Genomic DNA, 16,660 nt, shown 5'->3' on the forward strand with positions numbered 1-16,660 from the left:
AGGAGGAAAGGCCTTGAAAGACCTACTGAATTTGCTGAAAAACCAGGGTCAAGTCGAAGAGTTCGACGCCATCCGTATTGGATTGGCATCGCCTGAGATGATCCGTTCGTGGTCGTTCGGTGAAGTTAAAAAGCCGGAAACCATCAACTACCGTACGTTCAAACCTGAGCGTGACGGCCTGTTCTGCGCCAAGATCTTTGGCCCGGTAAAGGATTACGAGTGCCTGTGCGGTAAGTACAAGCGCTTGAAGCACCGTGGTGTGATCTGCGAGAAGTGCGGCGTTGAAGTCGCGCTGGCAAAAGTTCGTCGTGAGCGCATGGCGCACATCGAACTGGCCTCGCCAGTTGCCCACATCTGGTTCCTGAAATCGCTGCCGTCGCGTATCGGCTTGCTGATGGACATGACCCTGCGTGATATCGAACGTGTTCTCTACTTCGAGAGCTATGTCGTTATCGATCCAGGCATGACCACCCTTGAAAAGGGGCAGCTGCTCAACGACGAGCAGTACTTCGAAGCGCTGGAAGAGTTCGGCGACGATTTCGATGCCCGCATGGGTGCCGAAGCTGTCCGTGAACTGCTGCACGCTATCGACCTGGAACACGAGATTGGCCGCCTGCGTGAAGAAATTCCGCAAACCAACTCCGAAACCAAGATCAAGAAGCTGTCCAAGCGTCTGAAGTTGATGGAAGCCTTCCAGGGTTCCGGCAACCTGCCAGAGTGGATGGTGCTGACCGTCCTGCCGGTTCTGCCGCCAGATCTGCGTCCACTGGTCCCGCTGGATGGCGGTCGCTTCGCGACTTCCGACCTCAACGATCTGTATCGTCGAGTGATCAACCGTAACAACCGCTTGAAGCGTCTGCTCGATCTGTCCGCTCCGGACATCATCGTGCGCAACGAAAAGCGTATGTTGCAGGAAGCTGTCGATGCTCTGCTCGACAACGGTCGTCGTGGTCGCGCTATCACCGGTTCCAACAAGCGTCCTCTGAAATCCCTGGCTGACATGATCAAGGGTAAACAGGGTCGTTTCCGTCAGAACTTGCTCGGTAAGCGTGTTGACTACTCCGGTCGTTCGGTAATTACCGTTGGCCCGACCCTGCGTCTGCACCAGTGCGGTCTGCCGAAGAAGATGGCTCTCGAGCTGTTCAAACCGTTCATTTTCGGCAAGCTGGAAATGCGTGGTCTTGCTACCACCATCAAAGCTGCCAAGAAGATGGTCGAGCGCGAGCTGCCAGAGGTTTGGGACGTTCTCGCTGAAGTGATTCGCGAACACCCGGTTCTCCTCAACCGTGCACCGACCCTTCACCGTCTGGGTATCCAGGCGTTTGAACCGGTACTGATCGAAGGTAAGGCTATCCAGCTGCACCCTCTGGTCTGTGCTGCGTACAACGCCGACTTCGACGGCGACCAAATGGCCGTGCACGTACCGCTGACACTGGAAGCCCAGTTGGAAGCGCGTGCGTTGATGATGTCGACCAACAACATTCTGTCGCCAGCCAACGGTGAGCCAATCATCGTTCCGTCGCAGGACGTTGTATTGGGTCTGTACTACATGACTCGTGAAGCGATCAACGCCAAGGGCGAAGGTCGTGTGTTCGCGGATCTGCAGGAAGTTGACCGTGTGTTCCGTGCCGGCGAAGCCGCGCTGCACGCCAAGGTCAAAGTGCGGATCAACGAAACCGTCAACGATCGTGATGGTGGCAGCGTCAAGAACACCCGTATTGTCGACACCACTGTCGGCCGTGCGCTGTTGTTCCAGGTTGTTCCACCTGGCCTGTCGTACGACGTCGTCAACCAGCCGATGAAGAAAAAGGCGATCTCCAAGCTGATCAACCAGTGCTATCGCGTGGTTGGTTTGAAAGAGACCGTGATCTTCGCTGACCAGTTGATGTACACCGGTTTTGCTTATTCGACCATCTCCGGCGTTTCCATCGGTGTTAACGACTTCGTTATCCCGGATGAAAAAGCCCGCATCATCGGTGCAGCCACCGACGAAGTGAAAGAGATCGAAAGTCAGTACGCCTCCGGCCTGGTAACCCAGGGCGAGAAGTACAACAAAGTGATCGACCTTTGGTCCAAGGCGAACGACGAAGTTTCCAAGGCGATGATGGCCAACCTCTCGAAAGAGAAAGTCATCGACCGTCATGGCGTCGAAGTCGACCAAGAGTCCTTCAACTCGATGTACATGATGGCCGACTCGGGCGCACGGGGTTCTGCTGCGCAGATCCGTCAGCTCGCCGGTATGCGTGGCCTGATGGCCAAGCCGGACGGTTCCATCATCGAAACGCCGATTACTGCGAACTTCCGTGAAGGTTTGAGCGTACTTCAGTACTTCATCTCCACTCACGGTGCTCGTAAAGGTTTGGCGGATACCGCGTTGAAAACTGCGAACTCCGGTTACCTGACTCGTCGTCTGGTAGACGTGGCGCAGGATCTGGTTGTGACCGAGATCGATTGCGGCACCGAACATGGCCTGGTAATGACTCCGCACATTGAAGGCGGTGACGTTGTTGAGCCGTTGGGTGAGCGCGTATTGGGTCGTGTCATTGCCCGTGACGTATTCAAGCCAGGTACCGAGGAAATCATCGTTCCTGCCGGCACTCTGGTAGACGAGAAGTGGGTCGAGTTCATCGAGCTGAACAGCATCGACGAAGTGATCGTGCGTTCGCCGATCAGCTGCGAAACCCGCTACGGCATTTGCGCCAAGTGCTACGGCCGTGACTTGGCTCGTGGTCACCAGGTGAACATCGGTGAAGCGGTCGGCGTTATCGCTGCCCAGTCCATCGGTGAGCCGGGTACCCAGCTGACCATGCGTACGTTCCACATCGGTGGTGCGGCAAGCCGGACCTCCGCAGCCGACAGCGTTCAGGTGAAGAATGGCGGTACCGTCCGTCTGCATAACCTGAAGCACGTTGAGCGAGTGGATGGTTGCCTGGTTGCTGTGTCCCGTTCCGGTGAGCTGGCGATCGCTGATGACTTCGGTCGTGAGCGCGAGCGTTACAAGCTGCCGTACGGTGCTGTGATTTCGGTTAAAGAAGGTGACAAGGTCGACGCTGGCGCAATCGTGGCCAAGTGGGATCCGCACACTCACCCAATCGTTACCGAAATGAAAGGTACCGTGACCTACGTGGGCATGGAAGAAGGCATCACGATCAAGCGTCAGACTGACGAATTGACCGGTATGACCAACATTGAAGTACTCGACGCCAAAGACCGTCCAGCTGCCGGTAAAGATATCCGTCCTGCTGTGAAGATGGTTGATGACAACGGCAAGGATCTCTTGCTGCCGGGTACCGACGTAATTGCTCAGTACTTCCTGCCTGCTAACGCTCTGGTCGGTGTAGCGGACGGTGCGAAAATCGCGATCGGTGATGTTATCGCTCGTATTCCGCAAGAGACTTCGAAGACCCGTGACATCACCGGTGGTCTGCCGCGTGTTGCCGACTTGTTCGAAGCCCGTCGTCCGAAAGAAGCCTCGATTCTGGCTGAAGTCAGCGGCACCATCGCGTTCGGTAAAGAGACCAAAGGCAAGCGCCGTCTGGTTATCACCCCGAACGACGGTAGCGATCCGTACGAAGAGCTGATTCCGAAGTGGCGTCACCTGAACGTCTTCGAAGGCGAACAGGTAAACCGCGGCGAAGTTATCTCCGACGGCCCGAGCGATCCACACGACATCCTGCGTCTGCTGGGTGTGAGTGCGCTGGCCAAGTACATCGTGAACGAGATCCAGGACGTTTACCGTCTGCAAGGCGTGAAGATCAACGATAAGCACATCGAGACCATCCTGCGTCAGATGCTGCGTAAAGTTGAAATCGCTGAATCCGGCGATTCCAGTTTCATCAAGGGCGACCAGATGGAATTGACTCACGTTCTGGTAGAGAACGAGCGTCTGGCAGGCGACGAGAAATTCGTTTCCAAGTTCACTCGCGTACTGCTGGGTATCACCAAGGCGTCGTTGTCCACCGAATCGTTCATCTCGGCGGCTTCCTTCCAGGAAACCACTCGCGTACTGACCGAAGCGGCGGTAACCGGCAAGCGCGATTACCTGCGCGGCCTGAAAGAAAACGTAGTCGTGGGTCGTTTGATCCCGGCGGGTACCGGTCTGGCTTACCACAGCGAGCGCAAGCGCCGCCGTGATGCTGACAAACCGTTGCGCGTAAGCGCCAGTGAAGTGGAAGCTGCACTGACCGAAGCGCTGAACTCAAGCGGTAACTGAGTTCTGCGATAAATGAGCGTAAGGCCCTGGCCGTTCCGTTCATCGAATCGAGACAATTTGTCGAGGTTGGATGAGCGGGGAGGTCGGGGCCTTGCCTTGACTGGGGGCAAGATCCTCTTTAGACTCTTGTACCCCTAAATTTGGCGGGAATTCGTTCCTGCCATTTTGCTTTTCTTGCAAGACAATAGCGTCGCAAGACAACAGTGGAGCTAGTAGATGGCAACTATCAACCAGCTGGTACGTCAGCCGCGTAAGCGTATCGTCGAGAAATCCGACGTGCCTGCGCTGCAGAACTGCCCGCAACGTCGTGGCGTATGCACCCGTGTGTATACCACCACGCCGAAAAAACCTAACTCGGCACTGCGTAAAGTATGCCGTGTGCGTCTGACCAACGGTTTCGAGGTTTCCTCGTACATCGGCGGTGAAGGCCACAACCTGCAAGAGCACAGCGTGGTACTGATCCGCGGCGGTCGTGTAAAAGACTTGCCAGGTGTTCGTTACCACACCGTACGCGGTTCTTTGGATACTTCCGGCGTTAAAGGTCGTAACCAGGGTCGTTCGAAGTACGGTACCAAGAAGCCTAAGTAGTAGTGGCTTTTTGTAAAAACTGATTTTCTATTTTTCTGAGTCGATAAGAGTAAGGTCGGAGGCGTCCCGAAAGGGCACCGATTCCGAGCGAACCTGAAGACCGTTTGAGGGCTTATCCATGCCAAGAAGACGCGTAGCAGCCAAGCGCGAAGTGCTTGACGATCCAAAATACGGCAGCCAGATTCTGGCCAAGTTCATGAACCACGTAATGGAAAGCGGCAAGAAAGCCGTTGCCGAGCGTATCGTTTATGGCGCGCTGGAAAAGGTTAAAGAACGCAAGAACAGCGATCCCCTGGAAATCTTCGAGAAAGCTCTCGACGCCATCGCTCCGCTGGTCGAAGTGAAGTCGCGCCGTGTAGGCGGTGCTACTTACCAGGTTCCGGTCGAAGTTCGTCCGTCCCGTCGTAACGCTCTGGCAATGCGCTGGTTGGTAGACTTCGCCCGTAAGCGCGGCGAGAAGTCTATGGCTCTGCGTTTGGCTGGCGAACTGTTGGACGCTGCCGAAGGCAAAGGTGCTGCAGTTAAGAAGCGTGAAGACGTGCACCGTATGGCTGAAGCCAACAAGGCTTTCTCGCACTACCGCTTCTAATTTTAGCGTCACTAATTTTGCGAGGGCTTTATGGCTCGTACTACACCGATTAACCGCTACCGTAACATTGGTATCGTTGCTCACGTGGATGCTGGTAAAACCACCACCACCGAGCGCGTCCTTTTTTACACTGGCAAAAGTCACAAAATGGGCGAGGTGCATGACGGCGCCGCGACCACAGACTGGATGGTGCAGGAGCAGGAGCGTGGTATTACCATTACTTCTGCTGCTATTACCGCCTTCTGGCAGGGTTCCGAGAAGCAGCACAAAGACCAATACCGCTTCAACGTCATCGACACCCCGGGCCACGTTGACTTCACTATTGAAGTTGAGCGTTCCCTGCGTGTTCTCGACGGCGCGGTCGTTGTGTTCTGCGGCACCTCGGGTGTTGAGCCTCAGTCGGAAACCGTATGGCGTCAAGCCAACAAGTACGGCGTTCCACGTCTTGTTTACGTAAACAAGATGGACCGTGCTGGTGCCAACTTCCTGCGCGTGATCGGTCAGATCAAGCAGCGTTTGGGTCACACTCCGGTGCCAATCCAGTTGGCCATCGGTTCCGAAGACAACTTCCAGGGTCAGATCGATCTGATGGCCATGGAAGCTGTTTACTGGAATGACTCTGACAAAGGCATGGTTCCAGTTCGTAAGCCTATCCCTGCTGAGCTGCAGGAACTGGCTGACGAGTGGCGCGGCAACATGGTTGAGGCTGCGGCCGAAGCCAGCGAAGAGCTGATGAACAAGTACCTCGAAGGTGAAGAACTCACCAACGCGGAAATCAAGGCCGCTCTGCGTCAGCGTACTATCGCTGGTGAGATCGTTCTGGCTGTTTGCGGTTCTTCCTTCAAGAACAAGGGTGTTCCCCTGGTTCTCGACGCCGTTATCGACTACCTGCCTGCTCCTACCGACATTCCTGCCATCAAGGGTACTGACCCGGATGACGAGACCAAGGAAATGGAGCGTCACGCAGACGACAGCGAGCCGTTCTCGGCCCTGGCGTTCAAGATCGCTACCGACCCATTCGTGGGTACCTTGACCTTCGTTCGAGTTTACTCGGGCGTGTTGGCCTCCGGCGACGGTGTGATCAACTCGGTTAAAGGCAAGAAAGAGCGCGTGGGTCGTATGGTGCAAATGCACGCAAACGCCCGTGAAGAGATCAAGGAAGTACGCGCTGGTGACATCGCGGCCTTGATCGGCATGAAGGACGTCACCACTGGTGAAACTTTGTGCAACGCTGACAAGCCAATCATCCTGGTTCGCATGGACTTCCCGGAGCCGGTTATTTCGGTTGCCGTAGAGCCTAAGACCAAGGACGACCAGGAAAAAATGGGTATCGCTCTGGGCAAACTTGCTCAGGAAGACCCGTCTTTCCGCGTCAAGACTGATGAAGAGACTGGTCAAACGATCATCTCCGGCATGGGCGAGTTGCACCTGGACATCCTGGTTGACCGGATGCGCCGTGAGTTCAACGTCGAAGCCAACATCGGTAAGCCTCAGGTTTCCTATCGTGAGCGCATCACGAAGAACTGTGAAATCGAAGGTAAGTTCGTTCGTCAATCCGGCGGTCGTGGCCAGTTTGGTCACTGCTGGATTCGTTTTGCGCCGGCTGATGAAGGTCAGGAAGGTCTGCAATTCGTGAACGAAGTAGTGGGTGGTGTGGTTCCTAAGGAATACATCCCGGCTATCCAGAAGGGTATCGAAGAGCAGATGAAGAACGGCGTTGTTGCCGGCTATCCGCTGATCGGCCTGAAGGCTACCGTGTTTGATGGTTCCTACCACGACGTCGACTCCAACGAGATGGCGTTTAAAGTGGCTGCTTCCATGGCAACCAAGCAACTGGCCCAGAAGGGCGGTGGTGAGTTGCTTGAGCCGATCATGGCGGTAGAGGTTGTTACGCCTGAAGACTATATGGGTGACGTGATGGGCGACCTTAACCGTCGTCGCGGCATGATCCTGGGTATGGAAGACACGGTCTCCGGCAAAGTGATTCGCGCCGAAGTTCCGCTGGGTGAGATGTTCGGTTATGCGACCGACGTCCGTTCCATGTCCCAAGGTCGCGCAAGCTACTCTATGGAATTCAAAAAATACAATACAGCTCCGTCGCATATCGTCGAAACTGTTACCAAAAAACAAGGCTGATTCAGCCCCTTTAGGCTAGGAGTTAATTGTCGTGGCTAAAGAAAAATTTGACCGTACCCTCCCGCACGTCAACGTTGGCACCATCGGTCACGTCGACCACGGTAAAACCACGCTGACCGCTGCTCTGACTCGCGTCTGCTCCGAAGTTTTCGGTTCGGCCGTTGTTGCTTTCGACAAGATCGACAGCGCTCCGGAAGAAAAGGCTCGTGGTATCACCATCAACACCGCGCACGTTGAATACAACTCGCTGATCCGTCACTACGCTCACGTTGACTGCCCAGGTCACGCTGACTATGTGAAGAACATGATCACCGGTGCTGCTCAGATGGACGGCGCTATCCTGGTTTGCTCGGCCGCTGATGGTCCGATGCCACAAACCCGTGAGCACATCCTGCTGTCCCGTCAGGTTGGCGTTCCGTACATCGTTGTCTTCCTGAACAAGGCTGACATGGTTGACGACGCTGAGCTGCTGGAACTGGTTGAGATGGAAGTGCGCGATCTGCTGAGCACTTACGACTTCCCAGGTGACGACACTCCGATCATCATCGGTTCGGCTCTGATGGCTCTGAACGGCCAAGACGACAACGAAATGGGCACCACTGCCGTTCGTAAACTGGTTGAGACTCTGGACAGCTACATCCCAGATCCAGTCCGTGTTATCGACAAGCCGTTCCTGATGCCAATCGAAGACGTATTCTCGATCTCCGGTCGCGGTACTGTTGTAACTGGCCGTATCGAGCGCGGTATCGTCAAGGTTCAGGATCCACTGGAAATCGTTGGTCTGCGTGACACTACCGTCACCACCTGCACCGGTGTTGAAATGTTCCGTAAGCTGCTCGACGAAGGTCGTGCTGGCGAGAACTGCGGCGTTCTGCTGCGTGGTACCAAGCGTGACGACGTTGAGCGTGGCCAGGTTCTGGTTAAGCCGGGTTCGGTTAAGCCGCACACCAAGTTCGAAGCTGAAGTCTACGTTCTGAGCAAAGAAGAAGGCGGTCGTCACACTCCGTTCTTCAAAGGCTACCGTCCACAGTTCTACTTCCGTACTACTGACGTGACTGGTAACTGCGAACTGCCGGAAGGCGTTGAAATGGTAATGCCAGGCGACAACATCAAAATGGTTGTCACCCTGATCAAGACCATCGCAATGGAAGACGGTCTGCGTTTCGCTATCCGTGAAGGCGGTCGTACCGTCGGCGCTGGCGTCGTAGCCAAAATCATCGAGTAAGCTCTTTTTTGAGCTAGCTTCGATGAGTTGAAAAAGCCTCCGCTTAGCGGGGGCTTTTTTATTGGGTTGACACCTATATGGGGCGTCTATAGAATTGCGCCTCCTTTTAACGGGCGTATTGCGCTCGGTGGGAATAGCAGCCGGAGTCTGAAATCCAATGCAAAATCAGCAAATCCGTATCAGGTTGAAGGCTTTTGACCATCGCCTGATCGACCAATCCACCCAGGAAATCGTGGAAACCGCGAAACGTACTGGTGCTCAAGTGCGTGGTCCAATTCCACTGCCTACCCGTAAAGAACGGTTCACCGTTCTGGTCTCCCCGCACGTCAACAAAGACGCGCGTGACCAGTACGAGATCCGTACTCATAAGCGCGTTCTGGACATCGTCCAGCCAACGGATAAAACCGTTGATGCACTTATGAAGCTTGATCTTGCGGCCGGTGTGGAAGTGCAGATCAGCCTCGGCTAAGACTCGGTCTTAGTCGTGTAACGCTCTGAAATGGGCGGCCATAGCGGGTGAAAGCCCCGTACACTCATGAGGTTTACAACATGACTATTGGTGTAGTCGGTCGTAAATGCGGTATGACCCGTATTTTCACCGAAGAAGGTGTCTCCATTCCGGTCACGGTCATTGAGATCGAGCCGAATCGCGTCACCCAGTTCAAAACTGAAGAGACCGATGGCTATCGTGCAGTGCAAGTCACTGTAGGCGAGCGTCGTGCTTCGCGTGTTACAGCTGCTCAGGCTGGCCACTTCGCTAAAGCGAACGTTGCCGCTGGTCGTACCGTAATGGAATTCCGCCTTGAAGAAGGCGAGTACCAGGCCGGCGATCTGATCAACGCTGAAATCTTCGCTGCTGGTCAACTGGTTGATGTAACCGGTCAGTCCAAAGGTAAAGGCTTCCAGGGTACGATCAAGCGTTGGAACTTCCGCGGGCAAGATAATACCCACGGTAACTCCGTGTCCCACCGCGTTCCAGGCTCTATCGGCCAGTGCCAGACTCCTGGTCGTGTATTCAAGGGCAAAAAAATGTCCGGTCATATGGGCGCTGAGCGCGTGACCGTGCAGTCCCTCGAAGTAGTGCGCGTGGACGCTGAACGCAATCTGTTGTTGGTCAAGGGTGCTGTTCCTGGCGCTACTGGCGGCAACTTGGTTGTACGTCCAGCAGCCAAGGCTCGCGGTTAAGGGGAAGCTGACATGCAATTAAATGTAAATGACGCTCAAGCGATCGAAGTTTCCGAACTGACATTTGGCGGCGAATTCAACGAGACGCTGGTTCACCAAGCAGTCGTGGCCTACATGGCCGGCGGCCGTCAAGGTAGCAAGCAGCAAAAGACCCGTTCCGACGTTCGTGGTGGCGGTAAGCGCCCATGGCGTCAGAAAGGTACTGGCCGTGCTCGTGCCGGTACTATCCGTAGCCCAATCTGGCGTGGCGGCGGTACCACTTTCGCAGCTCGTCCTCAGGATCACACCCAGAAGCTGAACAAGAAGATGTATCGCGCAGCAATGCGTTCCATCCTTGCTGAGCTGGTGCGTACTGATCGTCTGGTTGTGGTTCAGGACTTCGCTGTTGATGCACCGAAGACCAAAGATCTGCTGAACAAACTGACCGGCATGGGCCTGACTGACGTCTTGATCGTGTCTGAAGTGGTTGATCAGAACCTGTACCTGGCTGCTCGCAACCTGCCACACGTTGATGTACGTGACGTGCAAGGTTCCGATCCAGTTAGTCTGATCGCATACGACAAGGTGTTGATCACCGTGTCGGCCGTGAAGAAATTCGAGGAGCTGCTGGGATGAACCAGGAACGCGTATTTAAAGTTCTGCTTGGCCCGCACGTTTCCGAGAAGGCTACGGTTCTGGCTGACAAGAAAGGCCAGTTCGTTTTCAAGGTTGCGACTGACGCAACCAAGCTGGAAATCAAGAAGGCCGTCGAAAGCCTGTTCAGCGTGAAAGTAGAGCGTGTTACTACCCTGAATGTTCTGGGTAAGAGCAAGCGCACTGCTCGCGGTCTGGGCAAGCGTAATGACTGGAAGAAGGCAGTTATCTCCCTTCAGCCAGGCCAAGATCTCGATTTCAGCAGCAGTGCTGAGTAAGGAAGGGGTGCATCATGGCAATCGTTAAATGCAAACCGACTTCCCCTGGCCGCCGTTTTGTGGTCAAGGTGGTCAACCAGGAGCTGCATAAAGGCGCTCCTCACGCACCGCTGCTCGAGAAAAAATCGAAGACTGGTGGTCGTAACAACAATGGTCGTATTACCACTCGTCACATCGGTGGTGGCCATAAGCAGCATTATCGTCTGGTCGATTTCCGTCGCAACGACAAAGATGGCATCTCTGCCACTGTCGAGCGTATTGAATACGATCCAAACCGTACTGCTCACATCGCTCTGCTGCTGTACGCAGATGGCGAGCGTCGCTACATCATCGCCCCTAAAGGCGTGAGTGCTGGTGACCAGCTGATCGCAGGTGCTTTGGCACCGATCAAGCCGGGCAACGCTCTGCAACTGCGTAACATTCCAGTTGGTAGCACCGTACACGGCATCGAATTGAAGCCAGGTAAAGGCGCGCAAATCGCTCGTTCCGCTGGTGCTTCGGCTCAGCTGATCGCTCGTGAAGGTGTCTACGTGACCCTGCGTCTGCGTTCTGGTGAGATGCGTAAAGTGCTGGCTGAATGCCGCGCGACCCTGGGTGAAGTCTCGAACTCCGAGCACAGCCTGCGTTCGCTGGGTAAAGCTGGTGCCAAACGCTGGCGTGGCGTTCGCCCAACCGTTCGTGGTGTTGCCATGAACCCGGTTGACCACCCACATGGTGGTGGTGAAGGTCGTACCTCTGGTGGTCGTCATCCGGTATCGCCATGGGGCTTCCCGACTAAGGGCGCGAAGACTCGTGGTAATAAGCGTACCGACAAAATGATCGTCCGTCGTCGCAAGTAAATAGAGGGATACGACAGTGCCACGTTCTCTGAAAAAAGGTCCTTTTATTGATCTTCACCTACTGAAGAAGATCGAAGTGGCGGCGGAAAAGAACGATCGCAAACCAGTTAAGACCTGGTCGCGCCGTTCCATGATCCTGCCACAAATGGTCGGTTTGACCATTGCTGTGCATAACGGTCGTCAACATGTTCCAGTTCTCGTGAACGAAGACATGGTCGGTCACAAACTAGGCGAGTTTGCCGGTACCCGCACATATCGTGGGCACGTGGCAGACAAGAAAGCCAAGCGTTAAGGGGTAAGGAACGATGGAAGTAGCCGCTAAGTTGTCGGGCGCTCGAATCTCCGCCCAGAAAGCCCGCTTGGTCGCCGACCAGATCCGCGGGAAGAAGGTGGGCGAAGCGCTCAACCTGTTGGCTTTCAGCAGTAAGAAAGCCGCCGAGATCATGAAGAAAGTGCTGGAGTCGGCCGTAGCCAACGCCGAGCATAACGAAGGCGCAGACGTTGATGACCTGAAGGTCAGCACCGTTTTCGTCAACGAAGGGCGTTCGCTGAAGCGAATCATGCCACGTGCCAAAGGCCGTGCTGATCGCATCGTCAAGCGGTCTTGCCATATCACTGTCAAGGTTGCTGACAAGTAACGGAGTCGAAGAGATGGGTCAGAAAGTACATCCCATTGGCATTCGCCTGGGAATCGTCAAGGAGCACACCTCCGTCTGGTACGCAGACGGTCGGACTTATGCGGACTATTTGTTCGCTGATCTGAAGGTGCGTGAGTATCTCCAAGACAAACTAAAAAGCGCGTCCGTAAGCCGTATCGATATCCATCGTCCGGCTCAGACTGCACGTATCACCATCCACACCGCTCGTCCAGGTATCGTTATCGGGAAGAAAGGTGAAGATGTTGAGAAGCTGCGTCAGGACCTGACCAAGCAAATGGGTGTGCCTGTGCACATCAATATCGAAGAGATCCGCAAGCCGGAGCTCGACGGTATGCTGGTTGCGCAGAGCGTAGCTCAGCAGCTGGAGCGTCGCGTAATGTTCCGTCGCGCTATGAAGCGCGCTGTTCAGAACGCCATGCGCATTGGTGCCAAAGGCATCAAAATCCAAGTGAGCGGTCGTCTCGGCGGTGCTGAAATCGCACGTACTGAATGGTATCGCGAAGGTCGTGTGCCACTGCACACCCTGCGTGCCGACATCGACTATGCCAACTACGAAGCTCACACCACTTACGGTGTGATCGGTGTAAAGGTTTGGATCTTCAAAGGCGAAGTAATTGGTGGTCGCCAAGAAGAACTGAAACCACAAGCACCAGCGCCTCGTAAAAAAGCTGCTAAGTAAGGGGTACGCCAAATGTTGCAACCAAAGCGTACGAAGTTCCGCAAGCAGATGACAGGCCACAACCGTGGTCTGGCTCAGCGCGGTAGCAAAGTCAGCTTCGGCGAGTTCGCGCTGAAGTCTGTAGCTCGTGGTCGTCTCACCGCTCGTCAGATCGAGTCAGCGCGTCGTGCTCTGACCCGTCACGTTAAACGTGGCGGCAAGATCTGGATCCGTGTATTCCCGGACAAGCCTATTTCCAAAAAGCCACTCGAAGTTCGGATGGGTAAAGGTAAGGGTAGTGTGGAGTACTGGGTTGCCCAGATTCAGCCAGGCAAAGTCCTGTATGAAATCGAGGGTGTTTCTGAAGAGCTGGCGCGTGAGGCTTTTGCCCTGGCTGCTGCAAAGCTGCCGCTCGCCACCGCCTTTGTTAAACGGACGGTGATGTGATGAAAGCGAATGAACTTCGTGAAAAATCCGCACAGCAGCTGAACGAGCAACTGCTCGGCTTGCTGCGCGACCAGTTCAATCTGCGTATGCAGAAAGCAACTGGCCAGTTGGGGCAGTCTCATCTGCTCTCGCAAGTTAAGCGTGACATCGCTCGCGTGAAGACTGTGCTCAACCAGCAGGCAGGTAAGTAATCATGGCTGAAGCCGAAAAAACTGTCCGTACGCTGACTGGCCGTGTTGTCAGCGACAAGATGGACAAAACCATCACCGTTCTGATCGAGCGTCGCGTTAAGCACCCGATCTACGGTAAATACGTTAAGCGTTCGACTAAGCTGCACGCGCACGACGAAACCAATCAGTGCCACATCGGCGACAAAGTCACTATTCGTGAAACTCGTCCTTTGGCCAAGACCAAGTCTTGGGCGCTGGTTGATGTTCTCGAACGCGCTGTGGAAGTCTAAGGACTAGGGGTCGGAGAAATTATATGATTCAGACTCAATCCATGCTCGATGTGGCCGATAACAGTGGCGCTCGCCGTGTTATGTGCATCAAGGTGCTGGGTGGCTCCCATCGTCGTTACGCTGGTATCGGTGACATCATCAAAGTTACCGTGAAGGAAGCAATTCCTCGCGGTAAAGTGAAAAAAGGCCAAGTGATGACTGCTGTAGTAGTCCGCACTCGTCACGGCGTTCGCCGTGCTGATGGCTCCATTATCCGCTTTGATGGCAACGCTGCTGTTCTTCTGAACAACAAGCAAGAGCCGATCGGCACCCGTATCTTTGGGCCAGTGACCCGTGAACTTCGTACTGAGAAGTTCATGAAGATCGTCTCGCTCGCCCCAGAAGTGCTGTAAGGAGATCCGACATGCAAAAGATTCGTCGTGACGACGAGATCATCGTGATCGCCGGCAAAGACAAAGGTAAGCGCGGTAAGGTGCTTAAGGTTCTCGCTAACAACCGTTTGGTTATTGGCGGTCTGAACCTGGTTAAGCGTCATACCAAGCCTAACCCGATGTCGGGCGTGCAGGGCGGTATCGTCGAAAAAGAAGCTCCGCTGGATGCTTCTAACGTCGCCATTTTCAACGGCGAAACCAACAAGGCTGACCGCGTTGGTTTTAAAGTAGAAGACGGCAAGAAAATTCGTGTCTTCAAGTCGACCCAAAAAGCGGTTGATGCTTGAACACTGCTAGGTAGAAGACCATGGCACGACTAAAAGAGATTTACTGGAAGGAAATCGCACCGAAGCTTAAGGAAGAACTTAAGCTTTCGAACGTGATGGAAGTTCCACGCGTTACCAAAATCACCCTGAACATGGGTCTGGGCGAAGCGGTCGGTGACAAAAAAGTCATCGAGCACGCTGTTGCCGACCTGGAAAAGATCACCGGTCAGAAAGTCGTTGTGACTTACGCTCGGAAATCCATCGCTGGCTTTAAAGTCCGTGAAGGTTGGCCGATCGGCGTCAAAGTGACTCTGCGCCGTGAGCGTATGTATGAATTCCTGGATCGTCTGCTGTCGATCTCCCTGCCTCGGGTTCGCGACTTCCGCGGCCTGAATGCCAAGTCCTTCGATGGTCGTGGTAACTACAGCATGGGCGTTAAAGAGCAGATCATCTTCCCGGAAATCGACTACGACAAGATCGATGCTCTCCGCGGTCTGGACATTACCCTGACCACCACTGCCAAGAACGATGATGAAGGTCGCGCTCTGCTGCGCGCTTTCAAATTCCCGTTCCGCAACTGATTGGAGTAGGAAAATGGCCAAGATGAGCATGAAAAACCGCGAGCTGAAGCGTCAGCTCACGGTTGCCAAGTACGCCAAAAAGCGTGCAGCACTGAAAGCTATCATCGTTGATCTGAACGCAAGTCCAGAAGCGCGTTGGGAAGCTACAGTAGCTCTGCAGAAGCAGCCACGTGACGCAAGCGCCTCGCGCATGCGTAACCGCTGCCGCCTGACCGGTCGTCCACACGGCGTTTACCGCAAGTTCGGCCTCGGCCGTAACAAACTGCGTGAAGCTGCTATGCGTGGTGACGTACCTGGTCTGGTTAAAGCCAGCTGGTAAGCACTATCAAAGTCTCGGTGTTCGGGATCGCAAGATCCTGACCATCGGTGACCTTGAACTTGAATCAAGCCCCTATTGGGGCTTGATTCATTTGTGGGGTGTGTCTAGAATACCCGGCTCGCCTGAGCCCGTGCTTTTTTCGCGCGGATGCACTCGGCGACACGTAGTAGCCGCAAGGCTAATTTTTTGTGTATTAGGAGCGTCTAGCCCATGAGTATGCAGGACCCGTTAGCGGACATGCTAACTCGAATCCGTAATGCCCAGATGGCTGAAAAGTCCGTCGTAAGCATGCCATCTTCTACTTTGAAGGTAGCTGTTGCCAAAGTCCTGAAGGACGAAGGTTACATTGCGGGTTATCAGATCAGCAGCGAAATCAAACCACTGCTGTCCATCGAGCTGAAGTACTTCGAAGGCCGTCCGGTCATCGAGGAAGTGAAGCGCGTTAGCCGTCCAGGCCTGCGTCAGTACAAGTCCGTCGATGATCTGCCAAAAGTTCGTGGCGGTCTCGGTGTGTCTATCGTCTCCACCAACAAAGGTGTGATGACGGATCGTGCTGCGCGCGCTGCCGGTGTCGGCGGCGAAGTTCTTTGCACTGTGTTCTAAGGGGGGATAAGCATGTCACGCGTCGCTAAGAACCCCGTTAAGCTGCCAGCCGGTGTCGAAGTCAAATTCGCAGGCCAACAGCTTTCGGTGAAGGGTGCCAAGGGTACTCTCGAACTGAACATCCATTCGTCCGTTGAGATTGTTGAAGAAGCTGGTGAGCTGCGTTTTGCTGCTCGCAATGGCGATCAACAGACTCGCGCAATGGCTGGTACCACTCGTGCGTTGGTTAACAACATGGTCCAAGGCGTAAGCCAAGGCTTCGAGCGCAAGCTCCAGCTGGTCGGTGTTGGTTACAAAGCGCAAGCAAAAGGCACATTGCTGAACCTGGCTCTTGGCTTCTCGCACCCAGTGGATTATGAACTGCCGGAAGGCATCACCGCTGAGACTCCTAGCCAGACCGATATCCTGATCAAGGGCATCGATAAGCAGCTGGTAGGTCAAGTGGCCGCCGAGATCCGCGACTTCCGTCCACCAGAGCCGTACAAAGGCAAAGGTGTGCGCTACGCGGACGAAGTCGTCCGTCGTAAAGAAGCCAAGAAGAAGTAGGGCA

Annotated in this window: 22 protein-coding genes; all 22 read left to right on the forward strand. The window is 54.7% G+C overall.

Annotated elements, in window-relative coordinates; genetic code table 11:
* Nucleotides 1–13: 13 nt before the first annotated feature.
* The 22 genes from rpoC (at nt 14) to rplF (ending at nt 16,656) form a co-directional block, all read left to right on the forward strand.
* Complete coding sequence (gene rpoC / locus BK662_RS16885; RefSeq protein ID WP_007896632.1) at nt 14–4,213, forward strand: DNA-directed RNA polymerase subunit beta'; 4,200 nt, start codon at nt 14–16, stop codon at nt 4,211–4,213.
* A gap of 216 nt (nt 4,214–4,429) precedes the next feature.
* Nucleotides 4,430–4,801 (forward strand): 30S ribosomal protein S12, encoded by a 372-nt coding sequence (rpsL, locus tag BK662_RS16890; RefSeq protein ID WP_002555494.1) that lies wholly within the window; start codon nt 4,430–4,432, stop codon nt 4,799–4,801.
* Nucleotides 4,802–4,919: 118 nt separating this feature from the next.
* Nucleotides 4,920–5,390 (forward strand): 30S ribosomal protein S7, encoded by a 471-nt coding sequence (rpsG, locus tag BK662_RS16895; RefSeq protein ID WP_002555493.1) that lies wholly within the window; start codon nt 4,920–4,922, stop codon nt 5,388–5,390.
* 30 nt (nt 5,391–5,420) lie between these two features.
* Nucleotides 5,421–7,526, forward strand: a complete 2,106-nt coding sequence (fusA, locus tag BK662_RS16900) for an elongation factor G (RefSeq protein ID WP_038981309.1) — start codon at nt 5,421–5,423, stop codon at nt 7,524–7,526.
* Between the two features lie 31 nt (nt 7,527–7,557).
* Nucleotides 7,558–8,751 carry an elongation factor Tu gene (gene tuf / locus BK662_RS16905; protein WP_007896660.1) on the forward strand — a complete coding sequence of 398 codons (1,194 nt, stop codon included), beginning with the start codon at nt 7,558–7,560 and terminating at the stop codon, nt 8,749–8,751.
* Nucleotides 8,752–8,908: 157 nt separating this feature from the next.
* The gene (gene rpsJ / locus BK662_RS16910) at nt 8,909–9,220 is read left to right on the forward strand and encodes a 30S ribosomal protein S10 (RefSeq protein WP_003186070.1); all 312 of its coding nucleotides are present in this window, start codon (nt 8,909–8,911) and stop codon (nt 9,218–9,220) included.
* Between the two features lie 80 nt (nt 9,221–9,300).
* A complete protein-coding gene (gene rplC / locus BK662_RS16915) occupies nt 9,301–9,936 on the forward strand; it encodes a 50S ribosomal protein L3 (protein WP_003186059.1) in 636 nt (211 codons plus the stop codon).
* 12 nt (nt 9,937–9,948) lie between these two features.
* On the forward strand, nt 9,949–10,551 hold the full coding sequence (rplD, locus tag BK662_RS16920) for a 50S ribosomal protein L4 (protein WP_007896707.1): 603 nt from the start codon (nt 9,949–9,951) through the stop codon (nt 10,549–10,551).
* Nucleotides 10,548–10,847 (forward strand): 50S ribosomal protein L23, encoded by a 300-nt coding sequence (gene rplW / locus BK662_RS16925; RefSeq protein ID WP_002555488.1) that lies wholly within the window; start codon nt 10,548–10,550, stop codon nt 10,845–10,847. The genes rplD and rplW overlap by 4 nt, the downstream gene beginning before the upstream one ends.
* A gap of 14 nt (nt 10,848–10,861) precedes the next feature.
* Nucleotides 10,862–11,686: a 50S ribosomal protein L2 gene (gene rplB, locus BK662_RS16930; protein ID WP_003176423.1), complete on the forward strand. Its 825-nt coding sequence runs from the start codon at nt 10,862–10,864 to the stop codon at nt 11,684–11,686.
* 16 nt (nt 11,687–11,702) lie between these two features.
* A complete protein-coding gene (gene rpsS, locus BK662_RS16935) occupies nt 11,703–11,978 on the forward strand; it encodes a 30S ribosomal protein S19 (RefSeq protein WP_002555486.1) in 276 nt (91 codons plus the stop codon).
* 13 nt (nt 11,979–11,991) lie between these two features.
* Nucleotides 11,992–12,324 carry a 50S ribosomal protein L22 gene (gene rplV / locus BK662_RS16940; RefSeq protein ID WP_003103908.1) on the forward strand — a complete coding sequence of 111 codons (333 nt, stop codon included), beginning with the start codon at nt 11,992–11,994 and terminating at the stop codon, nt 12,322–12,324.
* A 13-nt stretch (nt 12,325–12,337) separates the two neighbouring features.
* The gene (gene rpsC, locus BK662_RS16945; RefSeq protein WP_003176422.1) at nt 12,338–13,024 is read left to right on the forward strand and encodes a 30S ribosomal protein S3; all 687 of its coding nucleotides are present in this window, start codon (nt 12,338–12,340) and stop codon (nt 13,022–13,024) included.
* Nucleotides 13,025–13,036: 12 nt separating this feature from the next.
* Entirely contained in the window at nt 13,037–13,450 is a 414-nt protein-coding gene (rplP, locus tag BK662_RS16950; protein WP_007896757.1) for a 50S ribosomal protein L16, read from the forward strand.
* Nucleotides 13,450–13,641: a 50S ribosomal protein L29 gene (gene rpmC / locus BK662_RS16955; protein WP_002555481.1), complete on the forward strand. Its 192-nt coding sequence runs from the start codon at nt 13,450–13,452 to the stop codon at nt 13,639–13,641. The genes rplP and rpmC overlap by 1 nt, the downstream gene beginning before the upstream one ends.
* 2 nt (nt 13,642–13,643) lie before the next feature.
* The gene (gene rpsQ, locus BK662_RS16960) at nt 13,644–13,910 is read left to right on the forward strand and encodes a 30S ribosomal protein S17 (RefSeq protein WP_003176419.1); all 267 of its coding nucleotides are present in this window, start codon (nt 13,644–13,646) and stop codon (nt 13,908–13,910) included.
* A gap of 23 nt (nt 13,911–13,933) precedes the next feature.
* Nucleotides 13,934–14,302, forward strand: a complete 369-nt coding sequence (gene rplN / locus BK662_RS16965; protein WP_002555479.1) for a 50S ribosomal protein L14 — start codon at nt 13,934–13,936, stop codon at nt 14,300–14,302.
* Nucleotides 14,303–14,313: 11 nt separating this feature from the next.
* Complete coding sequence (gene rplX, locus BK662_RS16970) at nt 14,314–14,628, forward strand: 50S ribosomal protein L24 (protein WP_003176416.1); 315 nt, start codon at nt 14,314–14,316, stop codon at nt 14,626–14,628.
* Between the two features lie 20 nt (nt 14,629–14,648).
* Nucleotides 14,649–15,188 (forward strand): 50S ribosomal protein L5, encoded by a 540-nt coding sequence (rplE, locus tag BK662_RS16975; RefSeq protein WP_003176415.1) that lies wholly within the window; start codon nt 14,649–14,651, stop codon nt 15,186–15,188.
* Between the two features lie 13 nt (nt 15,189–15,201).
* On the forward strand, nt 15,202–15,507 hold the full coding sequence (rpsN, locus tag BK662_RS16980) for a 30S ribosomal protein S14 (protein WP_003176414.1): 306 nt from the start codon (nt 15,202–15,204) through the stop codon (nt 15,505–15,507).
* A gap of 210 nt (nt 15,508–15,717) precedes the next feature.
* On the forward strand, nt 15,718–16,110 hold the full coding sequence (gene rpsH, locus BK662_RS16985; protein ID WP_003186040.1) for a 30S ribosomal protein S8: 393 nt from the start codon (nt 15,718–15,720) through the stop codon (nt 16,108–16,110).
* Between the two features lie 12 nt (nt 16,111–16,122).
* Nucleotides 16,123–16,656: a 50S ribosomal protein L6 gene (gene rplF, locus BK662_RS16990; protein WP_123359017.1), complete on the forward strand. Its 534-nt coding sequence runs from the start codon at nt 16,123–16,125 to the stop codon at nt 16,654–16,656.
* The last annotated feature ends 4 nt before the right edge of the window (nt 16,657–16,660 follow it).

The organism is Pseudomonas frederiksbergensis, from assembly GCF_003732275.1.
GTDB lineage: Bacteria > Pseudomonadota > Gammaproteobacteria > Pseudomonadales > Pseudomonadaceae > Aquipseudomonas > Aquipseudomonas frederiksbergensis_H.